The organism is Pontivivens marinum (assembly GCF_900231835.1).
GTDB classification, from domain to species: Bacteria; Pseudomonadota; Alphaproteobacteria; order Rhodobacterales; family Rhodobacteraceae; genus Pontivivens; species Pontivivens marinum.
The window spans coordinates 41,470-56,522 of record NZ_OCTN01000004.1; the positions used below are offsets into that span (position 1 = coordinate 41,470).

At 58.5% G+C, this 15,053-nt stretch carries 15 protein-coding genes; 7 read left to right on the top strand and 8 right to left on the bottom strand.

Annotation, left to right across the window (positions count from 1 at the left end; genetic code table 11):
- The first annotated feature begins 6 nt into the window (after window positions 1–6).
- Window positions 7–1,449, top strand: coding sequence for an aldehyde dehydrogenase family protein (locus CR254_RS10860; protein ID WP_097929896.1), 1,443 nt, complete (start codon window positions 7–9; stop codon window positions 1,447–1,449).
- Between the two features lie 73 nt (window positions 1,450–1,522).
- Here CR254_RS10860 and CR254_RS10865 read toward each other — a convergent pair whose 3' ends face one another.
- The 8 genes from CR254_RS10865 to CR254_RS10900 all read right to left on the bottom strand — a co-directional run bounded on the left by CR254_RS10865 (window position 1,523) and on the right by CR254_RS10900 (window position 7,506).
- Window positions 1,523–2,668, bottom strand: a complete 1,146-nt coding sequence (locus CR254_RS10865; protein WP_097929897.1) for a TauD/TfdA family dioxygenase — start codon at window positions 2,666–2,668, stop codon at window positions 1,523–1,525.
- A 34-nt stretch (window positions 2,669–2,702) separates the two neighbouring features.
- Window positions 2,703–3,446: a class II aldolase and adducin N-terminal domain-containing protein gene (locus tag CR254_RS10870; protein ID WP_097929898.1), complete on the bottom strand. Its 744-nt coding sequence runs from the start codon at window positions 3,444–3,446 to the stop codon at window positions 2,703–2,705.
- Between the two features lie 2 nt (window positions 3,447–3,448).
- Entirely contained in the window at window positions 3,449–4,426 is a 978-nt protein-coding gene (locus CR254_RS10875) for an NAD(P)-dependent oxidoreductase (protein ID WP_097929899.1), read from the bottom strand.
- A 187-nt stretch (window positions 4,427–4,613) separates the two neighbouring features.
- A complete protein-coding gene (gene arsH / locus CR254_RS10880) occupies window positions 4,614–5,324 on the bottom strand; it encodes an arsenical resistance protein ArsH (RefSeq protein WP_097929900.1) in 711 nt (236 codons plus the stop codon).
- Complete coding sequence (gene arsC, locus CR254_RS10885) at window positions 5,317–5,739, bottom strand: arsenate reductase (glutaredoxin) (RefSeq protein WP_097929901.1); 423 nt, start codon at window positions 5,737–5,739, stop codon at window positions 5,317–5,319. Before arsC ends, arsH begins: the two co-directional genes overlap by 8 nt.
- Window positions 5,736–6,803: an ACR3 family arsenite efflux transporter gene (gene arsB, locus CR254_RS10890; RefSeq protein ID WP_097929902.1), complete on the bottom strand. Its 1,068-nt coding sequence runs from the start codon at window positions 6,801–6,803 to the stop codon at window positions 5,736–5,738. The genes arsC and arsB overlap by 4 nt, the downstream gene beginning before the upstream one ends.
- Before the next feature lie 22 nt (window positions 6,804–6,825).
- Window positions 6,826–7,158 carry an ArsR/SmtB family transcription factor gene (locus tag CR254_RS10895; RefSeq protein ID WP_097929903.1) on the bottom strand — a complete coding sequence of 111 codons (333 nt, stop codon included), beginning with the start codon at window positions 7,156–7,158 and terminating at the stop codon, window positions 6,826–6,828.
- 57 nt (window positions 7,159–7,215) lie between these two features.
- On the bottom strand, window positions 7,216–7,506 hold the full coding sequence (locus CR254_RS10900) for a DUF2218 domain-containing protein (protein ID WP_097929904.1): 291 nt from the start codon (window positions 7,504–7,506) through the stop codon (window positions 7,216–7,218).
- A 124-nt stretch (window positions 7,507–7,630) separates the two neighbouring features.
- Here CR254_RS10900 and CR254_RS10905 point away from each other — a divergent pair, with 124 nt between their 5' ends.
- From CR254_RS10905 to CR254_RS10930, 6 genes are all read left to right on the top strand, one after another.
- Window positions 7,631–8,530: a siderophore ABC transporter substrate-binding protein gene (locus CR254_RS10905; protein ID WP_097929905.1), complete on the top strand. Its 900-nt coding sequence runs from the start codon at window positions 7,631–7,633 to the stop codon at window positions 8,528–8,530.
- A 9-nt stretch (window positions 8,531–8,539) separates the two neighbouring features.
- Window positions 8,540–9,508 (top strand): ABC transporter permease, encoded by a 969-nt coding sequence (locus CR254_RS10910; RefSeq protein WP_097929906.1) that lies wholly within the window; start codon window positions 8,540–8,542, stop codon window positions 9,506–9,508.
- Window positions 9,501–10,445, top strand: a complete 945-nt coding sequence (locus CR254_RS10915) for an iron chelate uptake ABC transporter family permease subunit (protein WP_097929907.1) — start codon at window positions 9,501–9,503, stop codon at window positions 10,443–10,445. The genes CR254_RS10910 and CR254_RS10915 overlap by 8 nt, the downstream gene beginning before the upstream one ends.
- Window positions 10,442–11,200, top strand: a complete 759-nt coding sequence (locus CR254_RS10920; protein WP_097929908.1) for an iron ABC transporter ATP-binding protein — start codon at window positions 10,442–10,444, stop codon at window positions 11,198–11,200. Before CR254_RS10915 ends, CR254_RS10920 begins: the two co-directional genes overlap by 4 nt.
- Window positions 11,201–11,711: 511 nt before the next feature.
- Window positions 11,712–12,224, top strand: coding sequence for a hypothetical protein (locus CR254_RS10925; RefSeq protein ID WP_097929909.1), 513 nt, complete (start codon window positions 11,712–11,714; stop codon window positions 12,222–12,224).
- Window positions 12,225–12,288: 64 nt separating this feature from the next.
- On the top strand, window positions 12,289–14,925 hold the full coding sequence (locus CR254_RS10930; RefSeq protein ID WP_245851580.1) for a COG1470 family protein: 2,637 nt from the start codon (window positions 12,289–12,291) through the stop codon (window positions 14,923–14,925).
- Window positions 14,926–15,053: the final 128 nt, after the last annotated feature.

The window sequence follows — 15,053 nt, forward strand, 5'->3', positions numbered from 1 at the left end:
AAAGAGATGATTTTGATTGATAAATTTTACATTGGCGGCGAATGGGTTGCCCCGGATTCGACGACCACGATGCCAATTCTGACGCCCTCCACCAATGCGCAAATCGGGCAGGTGACATTGGGCAATTCCGTTGACGTGGATCGCGCCGTCGCCGCAGCCAAGGCCGCGTTCGAGACGTTTTCCATGACCACCAAGGATGAGCGTCTAGCATTGCTGCGCCGTTTGGCCGAGGTAACGCGCGCGCGCATGGATGATCTGGGCCACGCGATTTCCAAGGAGATGGGCGCACCGATCACGATGTCCTGTCAGGTGCAGGCCTATTCCGGCCTTGGCCATCTGGAGGGGTATATCGCGGCGCTGGAATCCCTTGATGAGCAGGAAACCCTGCCCAGCGGTGATATCCTCAGCCGTGAGCCGATCGGCGTTTGCGGCCTGATCACTCCATGGAACTGGCCAATCAACCAGATCGCGCAAAAGGTGATCCCAGCCTTGGCCACCGGTGCGACCTGCATTCTGAAGCCGTCCGAGCACACGCCGCTTTCCGCCCAAATCTACGCCGAGATCGTGCATGAGGCCGGATATCCGGCGGGCGTTTTCAACCTCGTCCACGGTGACGGACCCAGCGTCGGGTCGGCCATGTCGCGCCATCCCGATGTGGCGATGATGTCCTTTACCGGTTCGACCCGCGCGGGCAGTGCCGTGTCCAAGGATGCAGCCGATACGGTCAAGCGTGTGACGCTGGAATTGGGCGGCAAATCGCCCAACCTGATCTTTGCTGATTGCGATCTGGAAACCCGCGTGCGTGAGGGCGTGGCCAGCTGCTTCTACAATACCGGCCAATCCTGTGACGCGCCGACCCGCATGTTGGTGGAGCGGTCCGTTTACGAGCAAACGCTGGTTATCGCGCGCAGCGCGGCTGAGGCACAGCAGGTGGGTGATCCCGCGCAAGAGGGTGACCATATCGGTCCTCTGTTCGACGGCCTGCAATATGACCGTGTGCAGGCGATGATCCAAAAGGGCATCGACGGCGGCGCGCGTGTGCTGGCCGGTGGGTTGGGGCGTCCTGATGACCTGCCTGTAAACGTACAAAACGGCTGGTTCGCCCGCCCGACGATTTTCTGTGATGTGACGCCTGACATGGCGATCTGGCGCGAGGAAATCTTTGGTCCGGTTCTGGTCATCACCCCCTTCGATACAGAGGAAGAAGGGATCGCGATGGCCAATGATACGGAATATGGCCTCGCCGCATATCTGCAAACAGGTAGCGAGGAGCGCGCCATTCGCGTCGCACGCCGCCTGCGCGCCGGTGGCATCCATATTAACGGACGCGATGCCGGCTACGGCTCGCCCTTTGGCGGGTTCAAGCAGTCCGGCAATGGGCGCGAGGGCGGCCTGTTCGGGTTGGAGGACTATCTGGAGCTGAAGGTTCGTCCGCCCTTCGCGCTGTAATCCATAAGGCCATAAATACAAAAACGGCGCGAAGTGATCTTCGCGCCGTTTCTCTTTGTACTGCTTGGTCGTGTCAGGCGATGGCCTGTTGGTCCGTGGCCGTGCCGTCATAGCCCTGATGTGCCAGAACACGGTAAGCTGACCGCAGCGCGCCGCGATCAGTGTAGCATCCGCGCAGGTGGCGGCTGCCGCTCTCGGCCACGTATCCCTCACGCCCGTGAACGATGCGGTGATTATCGAACACCACGCAATTGCCCGCCTCGGACCGGAAGCGCAGCATGAAACGTTCCTCGCGCATCATCCGAATGAACTTGATGAAGGCGGGGTAATAGGTGTCCAGCAGGTACTGCGGCAGGTCCATATTGTCCTGCAAGTGCTGGGAGATCGTAACACCGGTGACGTTTCCATCAGGGTCCGTTTCGATCACACGCTGATGGGCGCGGTAGTCCCAGTTGTTGTGGCGATAGAAAAACGGAATGTCGTGACCGGCTAGCAGGGCGAAGGCCTCGGGGTCTTCGGTACGCAATGCCTCAGCCACGGCGGCGCCATCCAGAAACAGCGACAGGCCGCCATCAACGGTGTTTTCCAGACAATGCAGGAACTGAACGCCGGGGGCGAATTCCTCACCCGGTAGATCGGTGTGCATTTCCAGCGGGCCCGCGGTAAAGGCAAGGTTCGTGGGCTCAATTTCGACCCGCACGTCAAAAAACAGCCCCTCGGCCGATGGTGTGACAGACCCGATGGAATTGACCAAGCGGGGCAACGCCTCGGTTGTTTTGTCCATGCCGGTGACGATGGCGATACCGTCCTCGATCAACGCACGGGTCAGGCGGGCACGGCCCTCACCTGTCTCCAGCACTGCATTTTGGTCCACGCGGGTGATTTTCGGCAGGTGGTCATGATACCACAGCTTTCGCGGCAATGCGGCGGGATCAACGGCGCGACCGCCGCCTGCAACCTGTCGCAGCAGGGACATCGGTACGCGTGATGCCTGTGCCTCATCCATCCAGCCGATGACCAGCGTGTCGCCCTCGATCATAGCGGTGCTGGCGCGGGGGGCGTTGGTCAGTTCCGACGCATCGAACACCCGTTCCCGCGTCTGCGGGTCGATGCAGGACTCGCACGCATCGCGCAGCCAGTAATAGTTGAAGTAGGTTTCGCCGTCGGGCATGCCAACGACCATGCCATTGTCCCGCAGGTCAAGTGTCATATCTGTCATCGCTGAATCATCCTGTCTAAAGGAGTGAGGGAGTTTAGGTGGCGTAGGGGTCTTTTTCGTCGTCCAGGATCGCGCGCAGCTCGGCCAGATGTGCCTCGGCCTGACCGGGGTAATCATCCAGTTCCTGCGCGGTTTTCTCAGCGATTTCGGAGCTGAGGATGCGCAGCGGCTGACCCGTTTGTAGGGCGCGGATATAGGTTTCGGCGGCGCGCTCGAAATAGAACAGGCGGTTCCATGTATCTGCGACGCTATTGCCAACCACGAGGATACCGTGATTGCCCATAATCATGACCTTTTTAGCCGGATCGGACAGCATGGAGGCGCAGCGGATGCCTTCCTCCTCAAACGCCAATCCGCCAAAGGCATTGTCGATCACATAGCGGTTATAGAACGTCGCCGTGTTCTGATCGATCGGCGGCAGGGTGCTGTCAGCCAAGCAGGCCAGAACCGTGGACCAGACCGAATGCGTGTGCATGACACAGCGCGCATGGGGGCAGGCGCGGTGGATTGCGGCATGTAGGCCCCATGCGGTTGGGTCGGGCGCGTTTGCGGCCTCCAGCGCGGTGGGGTCCTCGGCATCCAATAGCAGCAGGTCGGATGCCTTGATCCGCGAGAAATGCTGCTGGTTGGGGTTGATCAGAAACTCCGTGCCGGAGTCGTTGACGGCTAGGCTGAAATGGTTCGCCACGGCCTCATGCATGTCCAAACGGGCGGCCCAGCGAAAGCTGGCGGCCAGATCGGCGCGTTCGTTCCAATGGCTAAGGTTTGGTGTGGACATGGTTATACCTTTGCTGTGCTGCTGACGGGCGCGGACAGACCGGTTGGGATAACCTCGTAACCGTCCTCCTCAGGCTCATCATCGAACAGTTCCGATGGGAAGCCGGGGGCGGTAATGCTGAGGCCGGTTGCCTCCTCCAGACGGCGGATGATGTTTGGCGACAGCTCACGCTCACCAAAGCGGGCGATGCCGTCATTGAAAATCTCAACCATCAGGGGGCTGATTTCCAGCGGCACGCCTGCCTGATCCGCGATCTTCTGGAACAGGCCGATATCCTTTTTCACCAGATCCATGGTGAAGGACACATCGCGCGATCCGTTCAGGATCAGCTGGCTTTCCGTTTCATGCACAAAGGACGTGCCGGAGGAGATTTTCATCGCCTCATAGGTGATGTTCATATCCACGCCTGCGGCCTTCATCGTGACCAATGCTTCGCAGCAGGTCAGCAGGTTCGCTGTGGCCAGATAGTTGGTCATAACCTTCAGAACCGAGGCGGTGCCGATTTCGCCGGTATGCAAAACACGACGGCCAAGGGTGGTTAGCGTGGGCAACATCCGCTCAAATGTCGCGCGGTCGCAACCGGCGAAAATCGAGATGTTGCCGGTATCCGCACGGTGGCATCCGCCCGAAACGGGGCATTCCATAGCCGAGCCGCCGCGTTCGATGACCATCGCGGCCAGACGCTTGATCTCACCCTCATCGGTGGTGGACATCTCCATCCAGATTTTGTCGGCGTTCACGGCGGGCATCATCGCCTCAACCACGGCGGCGGAGGCTGCGGGCGAGGGCAGGCAGGTGATGACCGCATCGCAATCCTGCATCAGGGCCAGCGGGCCGGTGGTGGACTTGGCCCCCTTTGCTACGAAGCTGGCGACCAGTTCCGCATCCAAATCATGGACGGTCAGGTCAAAGCCGTTGCGCAGCAGGCTACCTGCAAGTTTTCCGCCAACATTGCCGAGTCCGATAAAGCCGATTTTCATCTGGGGAACTGCCCTTTAATCATAGGTAGAAATTCACGTTGGGCCAAAGGGTGAAGTCGTTCGCAAAAACTGTAAAGCAATGGAAATGCACCCAATGCGGGCGGTTCTATTGCTGGTCAGGCTGGGTGTGCTGAACGCAAAACGGGCGCCAACCGGCACCCGTTTTGTTATCTTGATCCGGTTTGGGTCAGATCGATTTCTGATTGACCCGTTTGGACAGTTCGGCGGCGCTTTCCTTACGCTCGCTATAGCGGTCCAGCAGATAGGATTTGTTGTCGCGGGTCAGAACGGTGAACTTCATCAACTCCTCCATCACGTCCACCATCCGGTCATAGAATGGAGAGGGATTCATGCGGCCCGCCTCATCAAACTCCAGAAACGCCTTGGGGGTCGAGGACTGGTTCGGGATTGTCAGCAAGCGCATCCAGCGGCCCAGAATGCGAAGCTGGTTCACTGTGTTAAAGCTTTGCGAGCCCCCGCTAACCTGCATAACAGCCAGCGTTTTTCCCTGTGTCGGGCGCAAACCGCCCAGCGATAGGGGAATCCAGTCGATCTGTGTCTTCATGATACCGGTCATTGCACCGTGGCGTTCGGGGGAGCACCAGACCATGCCCTCGGACCACGTGACCAGATCGCGCAGCTCCTGCACCTTGGGGTGGTCAGCATCAGCATCATCGGGCAGGGGCAGGCCTGAGGGATCGAAGGTTCGCGTCTCAGCCCCCAAACCGGTCAGCACCCGCGCCGCTTCTTCCGTCATCAGGCGGCTATAGGATCGATCCCGCAGCGATCCGTATAGCAGTAGGATACGCGGTGCATGGCCGGAATGGGTGGGGTTGAACAATCTCTGCTGATCCGTGGGATGGAACAGGTCGTCATCTAGGTTGGGCGTATCAGGCAATGTAATTTCCTTTGGTATCAATCAGCAGAGTTCCGTCCTCCTTGGAAAACGGCCCGGGGGGTAACTGGTCGAGCAGGCCCAGAACGGTCTCGCTAGGGCGGCACATGCGGGTTCCCTTGGGCGTGTTGACGATGGGCCGGTTGACCAGAATGGGGTGGGTCAGCATCGCCTCCAGCAATTCCGCATCGCTGACGGTGGGGTCTAGCAAGCCAAGCTCCTGTGCCGGTGATCTGGTGGTGCGCAGCGCATCGCGGGGCGTCATGCCCGCCGCGCTGAGTAGCAAGAGCAACTGTCGCCGCTTCCATCCGGTTTTGAGGTATTCGATGACCACCGGCTCGATCCCCGCCGCACGAATGATCGCCAATACATTGCGCGAGGTTCCGCAATCGGGATTGTGGTAAATCGTGACGGTCACGCATCATCCCCCTCGGTTGGGAACCAGTGCTGCGTCCGGTTTGCAAATGCGACGAGGGACAACATGACCGGCACCTCAACCAGCACACCCACCACCGTGGCCAAGGCAGCGCCCGATCCCAGTCCGAACAGGCTGATCGCCACGGCTACGGCCAGCTCGAAAAAGTTGGACGTGCCGATCAGCGCGCAGGGGGCAGCAACGTTGAAGGGAATGCCCCATGCCCGCGCCGCGCCATAGGCGATAAAGAAGATGCCATAGGATTGTATCAGCAAGGGTATGGCGATCAGCACGATCACCAGCGGGCGATCCAGAATGACCTCTCCCTGAAAGCCGAACAGCAGAACCACCGTCAGTAAAAGCCCAATGATTGAAAAGGGCTGCACGCGAGACTTAAAGCGATTAACCGCGACCTCACCACCATCACGCACCAGATTACGGCGCGTTAGGTATCCTGCCAGCAGGGGCAGCATGACATATAGGCCCACGGATATCAGCAGCGTGTCCCATGGCACCACAATGTCGGTGACGCCTAGCAGAAGTGCCACGATAGGGGCAAAGGCGAAGGCCATGATCACGTCGTTCACACTGACCTGCACCAAGGTATAGGTCGCGTCGCCCCGCGTCAGGTTCGACCAGACGAACACCATCGCAGTGCAGGGCGCCGCGCCCAGCAGGATAACACCTGCCAGATAGGCCTGCGCATCATCGGCGGGGATCAATCCGGCAAAGACGTAGTTAAAGAACAACACGCCAAGCGCGGCCATCGTGAACGGTTTTATCAGCCAGTTCACCACCAGCGTCACCACCAGCCCTTTCGGCTTTTCCCCCACACGGCGCAGGGCGCTGAAATCCACACCCACCATCATCGGATAAACCATCGCCCAGATCAGCACCGCCACCGGCAGGTTGACCGACGCGATTTCCAGCGATGCGAGGAACGCGAAAACTGTGGGCATCAGATTGCCTAGCAGCAGCCCGCCACCAATCGCCAATGCGACCCAGATGGAAAGCCAGCGTTCAAAGGGGCCTAGCCCCGCCGCCGCGGGATTTGGGGTCTGTGTCATGTCAATCCTTCGGGGGTTGGTGTCAGCAGGGACAGGAGATTTCATTGAGCAGGGGTTGGCAAAGTTCGGGACGACCGCCGCAGCAATCCTCCATCAAGAACCCGAGCAGCCCGCGCATGCCGTTCATATCCGCGAAATAGCGCACGGCGCGGCCCTGACGTTCACTGCGGATCAGGCCTGCGCGGGTCAGGATCGATAGGTTGGCGGACATCGTGTTTTGGCGCACGTCTAGTGCCTCACCAATTTCACCGGCGAACATGCCGTCGCTGCCTGCCTTGATCAGCAGGCGAACCACGTCGAGACGGGTGGATTGGCTAAGGGCGGCAAAGGCGCTGAGGGCGAGTTGTTTATCCATGTATCCAGATATTGTGATATTTAGATGTGAGTCAACCACGCCGACCAAATTTTCCCTTTAGTCGGCCATCGCCCAATCCATCGTTGTGAATTCCTCGCGAAAGGCGAATTTCTCCAGATGGCTGTCGAGAATGTATTTCGCGCGATCCGCATCGCCTGCGTCATTTAGCGCAATCACAACGGATAGCGCCTCATCCGAGGCAACCAGTTGTGCTGGCCCGACGGGCAGGGCAGCGGTTCCGGCCTGCATATCGTAGCTAACATCGACCTTATGCCCGAAATGCTTGCACAACTGTTGCAAGTATTTCGAGGCATGCGCCGTGGCGTAGTTTCCGGTGAGTGTGGGCATGTGTGCTTTCCGACTAATTCAGTAGGAATAATTTCTGGACGATCCAGATGGAAGTCAATAGGCAGGGCCAAACAGTTCGAGCCAGCAGCCGCCAGCCAGAACAGGTCCATATTAGGAGTGTTCGATGGCCCATATCATCCGTTTGGCGACAGCCTTTACCCTTGCCCTGACAACAGCCGCTGCTGCGCAGGATGTGACGATTGAGACTGCGACCGGTCCCGTCACCTTGCCCGCCCAACCACAGACGGTTGTTGCGCTGGATATTGCCGCACTGGACACGCTCGATGCGCTGGGCGTTCAGATCGCCGGTATTCCGGCCCCACATTTCGTGACCTATCTGGATGATGTTGCCGCACAGGCGCAGAATGTTGGCTCGCTGTTCGAGCCTGATTTCGAGGCGCTGGCCAATATGGCCCCCGACCTGATCGTCGCTGGCGGCCGTTCGTCCCGTCAGGTTGATGCGTTGAGCGAGGTCGGCACAACAATCGACATGACCATCTACGGCGATGATCACGTTGCAGCGGCTCTCGCACGACTGGACGCATACGGCACCTTGATGGGGCTGGAGGGTGAGGCAGATGCGGTTGAGGCTGATTTCAACGCCAAACTGGATGCCGCACGCGCTGCTGTTGCGGATCAGGGCGATGCGCTGATCGTCATGACCAATGGCCCAACCGTTTCGGCCTTTGGCGCGGGTTCGCGTTTCGGCTGGATCCATCAGGCGCTGGACCTGCCAGAGGCTGTTGAGGGCGTGGATCAGCAAACCCATGGTGAGGCAATCTCGTTCGAGTTCATCGCCGAGGCGAACCCCGATTGGCTGATCGTGGTTGATCGTTCCTCCGCCATTGGGCAGCCGGCTGATGCGGCGTCGCAAACGCTGGACAATGCGCTGGTTGCACAGACAACAGCGTGGCAGCAGGGGCAGGTGATCTATCTGACCTCGGCCAATGTCTACATTGCGGGTGGCGGCATTCAGTCGATGGGTATGACACTGGACGAAGTCACTGCGGCCTTTGGCGGCTAAGGAAGACCAATGTCAGGTTCACGGATATATGGTGCCTATGCGTTATGTATAGTGAGCCTGACTGCACTCGCCTTGCTGAGTGTCAGTATCGGGGTGGCGCAGTTTGACCTGCGCCAGCTGTTTACCAACCCTGCGGATTTAGAGCTGCTATTGCTCAGCCGCGGGCCGCGTACGCTGGCCGCATTGCTAACCGGTGCCAGCCTCGCGGTGTCTGGCGTCATCATGCAGCTGCTGGTGCGCAACAAATTCGTGGAGCCCGGCACAACCGGCGCGACAGAGGCCGCGATGATTGGCCTGTTGGTCGTGACCCTGCTGGCCCCCGGATGGCCGATCTTTGCCAAGATGCTGGCCGCGTGCATTACATCCCTGATCGGAATTTTGGGCTTTCTGGCGTTGAGCCGCGTCCTGCCGCCAACGCAGCCGCTGTTGGTCCCATTGGTCGGGCTGATCTATTCGGGCGTGCTGGGGGCGGGTGTGACCTTTGTCGCGTTTCAAACGGACTTGTTGCAGTATCTGGGTACGTGGCTGAATGGCGGGTTCTCTGGTGTGCTGGCAGGGCGGTACGAGCTGTTGTGGATTGCGGGTGGCGTGACCATTGCGGCCTATTTCGCGGCGGACAGGTTTACCGTCGCCGGATTGGGGCCAACCACCAGTCGCGCGCTGGGGCTGCCCTATCGCCAAGTCATGGCCATCGGCGTGACCGTCATCGCGATTGTAACCTCTCTGGTGGTCGTAACCGTGGGGCTGCTGCCGTTTATCGGGTTGGTCGTTCCCAATATCGTGTCGCGGCTGATGGGCGATAACCTGCGACGCAGCTTACCCGTCGTTGCCGCAATGGGGGCAGGGCTGGTGCTGTTCTGCGACATTCTGGGGCGCGTGATCCGTTACCCCTATGAGATCCCTGCCGGTACCGTGTTCGGTATTCTGGGCGGCATCATCTTTCTGTGGCTGCTGCTGGGGCGTCGTCGTAATGCCTAATATGCGTATTGTTCTGCTTGCCGTGCTGCTTGTGATTTTTAGCGCGACCTTTTTGATCTGGGGCCTTTCGGGGCGCATCTGGTTCATTCTGGAACTGCGCGCGGTCAAGCTAAGCGCGCTTATTGTCGTTGGTTGTGCTGTCGGCGTGTCCACGGTTCTGTTCCAAACGATTAGCGGCAACCGGATTTTGACGCCCTCGATCATGGGGTTCGATGCGCTGTTTATCCTGATCCAGACGATGCTGGTTTTTATGCTAGGTGGGTTTGGTTACACGCAACTGCCGCAATTGGCGGTTTTCGGTGGGGAAATCGCGGCCATGGTGCTGGCCTCGCTCGCGCTGTTCACGCTGATCCACCGACGCAGCCGCCACGATTTGCAGATGCTGATCCTGGTTGGCGTGATCTTTGGCCTGATGTTCCGTTCAATGGCCTCGTTCCTACAGCGGGTGATGGACCCCTCGGAATTTGCGGTGGTGCAGGGCGCGATGTTTGCCAGCTTTGGCGGGATTGATCGGGTGGAGCTGTTGCTGGCGGGAACCACGATCATGCTACTGAGTGTCGGTATCCTTCGCTGGGCGTCGTTGTGCGATGTGGTCGCGCTGGGGCGTGGGCCTGCGCAATCGCTGGGCGTGAACTACAATGCGGTGGAACGGCGGCTGCTGATTGTCATTACGGTGCTGGTATCCTGCGCAACGGCGCTGGTGGGGCCGATTACGTTTTTGGGGCTGCTGGCGGCCAGTCTGGCCCATGCGTTGATGCGAACGCACCGCCATATCCTGCTGTTGCCCGCCGCTGCGATGATTGCTGCGATTATCCTCGTGGCAGGGCAGGCATTGTTTGAGCGTGTGCTGGGCCTGCAATCAACATTGGCCGTAGTGGTCGAGTTCGCAGGCGGCGTGCTGTTTCTGATCCTGCTGATCCAAGGAAAAATCCGATGATTTCGATCGAAGCCCTAAATCACGCGGCAGGCACAACGCAGATTCTGCACGACATCACCCTGACCATCCCGCGCGGCGGCCTGACGGCGCTGATCGGGCCGAACGGAGCAGGTAAATCGACCTTGCTCAATCTGATCGCGGCACAGGCGGATGTGCAATCGGGGCGGATCAGCGTCGATGATCTGGATGTGGCGACGACGCCGCGCACCCAGTTGGCGCAACGTATGGCGGTAGTGGCGCAACGCTCGGATATCGCCAGCCGCCTGACCGTCGGGGATTTGGTGGAGTTCGGTCGCTGGCCGCATAGCAAGGGACGCCTAACCCCCTATGACAGGGCGATTGCGTCCCATGCGTTGGAGGTCTTTGACCTTACCAACCTGTCCCACCGGTTTCTGGATGAGATTTCGGGCGGGCAACGGCAACGGGCCTTTGTTGCGATGGCCTATACCCAGCAGACCGATTGGCTGATGCTGGACGAGCCGCTGAACAATCTGGATATCCGCCACGCGCGTGGCTTGATGGGGGAATTGGCGCGGCTGGTCCGGGAAGAGAACCGCAGCATCGTGATCGTCTTGCACGACCTTAACCATGCTGCTGCATGGGCGGATCATGTGGTGGCTCTGGATGCGGGCCGTGTTGCGTTTAGCGGTGCGCCCGATCAGGTGCTGACGGCTGAGGCGCTGAGTACACTGTATAACGCACCGATCCAAACCCACATGATCGACGGTCGTAAGGTGATCCTGCACCATCGGTAATTCGATTTTGCGACCCTCATATTGCTGAACTGTTTGCTTACGGTGGGCTGTGGCTGGCGTTCCTCTGTGGTGCAGAGTTGTGCCGCGCTTTGCCTATAGTTTGTGCACAATTCCGCCAAGCAATCAGTGATTCCTAATATAGAATTTGAATTAAAGGCCCTCTGGGCCGGTTTGATTTGTTTCATGCAGAATGTGCATGGAATCAGATCAATGCACGATTCCATTTTTCCGAACTGCACAGCGAATCCGGTGCTGATCCATCGTAAATATTCGGAATCACTTCTGAAAATCCCTCATCAGCGGCGCATTTTTCCCATTTCCGTGCGCGATGGAACAGCCCCTCTATCCGTCTGAGTAGAAATCGCTCGAATTGGCCCGAAGCTGTCCGTTCGCGCTCATGTAGCGACCCCTCCTTTCCTGTTGATTGTTCTCAAGCCGCCGCGATCCAGCCGCGGTGAGCTAGGCGCAACAACGACCGCGGCCCCCGCCGTAACCCGAGAAAGGAAACGAGATGAATATTTCGCTACTGAAACGCCCTCTTCTAGCAGCAACAGCTGTGATCATCATTAGCACCGCACAGGGTGGTCACGCACAAGGACTGGAAAGCCAGTTCGCATTCCAGATCGTCGAAATCGCCGCAGATGGCACCGAGACATTGGTTGATCGCAGCAGCGTCTACCCCGGTGAAGTCATCGAGTATGCGGTGTCGCACATGAACAATCTGGAGGATGACCTGAACGGTCTGACCTTCCTCGCACCAGTGCCAAACGGTGTGACGTTGGAATTCGGTTCCGAATTTTCCTCGCTCGCCGCGAGCTTTGAAATTCAGGCCGAAATGGACCCGATGAATGAGGGTCTAGAATGGTCGGCTGTTCCGGCAAGCCGCATCGTCATCGCCGAGGATGGCACCCAGCACAGCGAACCAGTTCCAGCCGACGCCGTTCAGGCGGTTCGTTGGAACCTCGAATCCGCCCTGAAGAGCGGTGAATCGGCTCTCAACACATATCGAGTGGTCGTCAACTGAGCGGACTAAACCCGCTCAGAATGACCGGGTATCCGAAACCTAACTCCAAACAAGGTACGTAAAAGTGAAACATTCCAGAAACTTCCTGCTGTCCAGCAGCGCGATCGTTGCAGTGTCGTTCGTGGGCATGGCAGCACTCGCAGCCCCGCAAGATGCGGGCTCCGTAATCGGCAACCAAGCGGTTGCGACCTATACCAACGCGGCGGGTGATACGATCACCGTAACGTCGAACAAGGTTGAAACAATTGTGCAGCAGGTTGCCGGCGTTTCGATGACTTCGGACAATTCCGAACAAATCGCACCCGGTGGTAAGGCGTTCCTGCCGCACATCGTAACCAACGATGGTAACGGTCCGGACAGCTTCGACCTGTCCTATGTCGATAATACGGGTGATTTCAACTTTGCGTCCGTTGTGTTCTACGCAGATGCCAACTTGGATGGTGTGGCTGATAACGCAACGCCAATCACGGAAACTCCGGTCCTGGGCGCTGGTGAGCGTTTTGGCTTTATTGTTGATGCAACTGCGCCATCCACTGCGTCCGCGGCTGATGCGGAGACGCTGACCATCACGGCAGCCAGTGCGCTGACTGCGGCAACAACCGCCGTTAACACCGACACATTGACCGTCGCCAATGGCGCGATCATGGAGCTGGTTAAGTCGATGGTTGTCGATAAGAGCGCCGGTGATGCGACGATCATTGATGCAGGCGATACAATCGAAGTAACGCTGACCTACTCCAACACCGGTCTGGCTGCATCCGATACCTACTCGGTTCAGGATATCATCGATACAGATCTGCCCTACACAGTCGGTTCGGCCCAGTGGTCCGATGCAACAGTTGTTGGTGGTCTGGATGAAACCAACGGCACGGCTGTTGATGCGACCAACGGTTCGCTGGATACCATTGCGTACCAGTATACTGCTGGCACCAACACAATCGACTTCGAGATTTCCGAAGTTCCTGCCGGTCGTACCGGCTCCGTTACCTTTGAGGTTACAATCGGCGGAACTGCTGATGCCGGCCTGATCGAGAACACGGCGACACAGTCCGATAACGATCGTGCATATCCGCCATCGAACACGGCCTCGGTGACAGTTGCGTCGCAATATGCGCACATCATCGACGATACCTTCACGCAGACGGATACAACGGTTCTGACCTCGACCACCGATGATGGTGCCGCTGGCAATGACGAAGTACTTGAGACCGGCGATGTTTCGCAGGGTACGACCATCGAGTTCGAATTCGTGATCGGGAACAACTCGAACCAGGATGACAGCTATACGCTGGACGTTGCCAATGGTGACTTCCCGCTGGGCACGAGCTTCCGCATTGTGGCCTCTGACGGCGCGACACCGGTTGTTGGTAGCATCCCGCTGGATGCAGGTGATGGTGCAAAGGTCTTCGTGTTGGCAACTCTGCCAAGTGATGCGGCACCAACGGCAAGTGGCGCGACCAACTATACAGCCACAATCACGGCAACCTCGGATGAGACGGGCACAACCAACACATCCGTAGCCGAGTTCACCGGTGCGGTTCTTGCGGCCTCGGTCGATCTGGAAAACACGGTTGCCGGGTCCGAGGGTGACGGCGCAGCACCAACGGATGGCGGCGACCCATGGGTCACCGAAGCAACGGATCCGGGTGTTCCTGTAACCTTCCCGCTGAATATCGAAAACCAGGGCCCGACATCAGACAGCTACAACCTGACCCTGAATCAGGCACTGCCGGCAGGCTGGACCGTTGAATTCCAACTGGCTGATGGCTCGATCGTCACCAATACCGGTACGATTGGCAGCGGCGACACGGCCAACATCACGGTTGTTGTTACGCCGGCACCCGGTTCGGCACCTGTATCGCAGCTGATTGATATCAACGTTGCATCACCGGTTTCGGGTCAAAGCGACAGCATCACCAACCAGGTCACAGTTAACGAAGTGATCGATGTTTCGATTGTTGAGAGCCAGACTGTTCAGGCCTCGCCAAACGGTGTTGTCGATATCCTGCACACCATCTCGAACGCAGGTAACATCGACATCGTCGAAGGTTCGATCACTGCGGCAGGTCTGTCCGGTTTCTCCGGCACGATCTTCTGGGATAAGAACGGCAATGGCGTTCTGGATGCCACGGACGAGGTTATCGACAACTTTAATGACCTGACCGACAATATCGGTGGCACGACAGACGGCCTTGCGGCTGGCGAAACGATCTCGCTGATCTATCGTGTGCAGGCCGGTGCTCTGGCAGGTTCGTCCGAAGTCGCGACGCTGACATTGGACAGCAACCTGAACACCGACACCAAGGCTGATCGCGATACGACCAACAACACGGTTGACGATCAGGTGGTGGTTGTTACCGGCGACGTGACCTTGAGCAAGACCCAAGCGATCGACCCGCTGTGCAACGACAATCCGGGTGCCTTCTCGGCTGAGCGTCAGGACGTCGAGCCTAACCAGTGTATCGTTTACCGTATCGAAGCAGCCAATACCGGCTCCACGCCAGTAACTGATGTTATCATCCGCGATGTTGTCCCTGCCTACACCACGTTCGAAACCTGCGGCGGCGCATGCCCTGCGGTTGTGACGCCCGGCACGGCGACAGTGGATGTGACTGGTGCTCCAAATCTGGAAACCGATCACGGCACGATCAACCCGGGCAGCACCGGAACATTCGAGTTCACGGTTCGCGTCGATAACTAATCCACCTTTCGATCTCTAAAAACCGCGCCCCCCGGCCCATCCGGGGGGCGTATTCAGCAAGAATTTCCAGCACTCCTGCCGAAGGTTTATGTACGATGCCCCGCTTCGCTACCCATATACACGCCTTC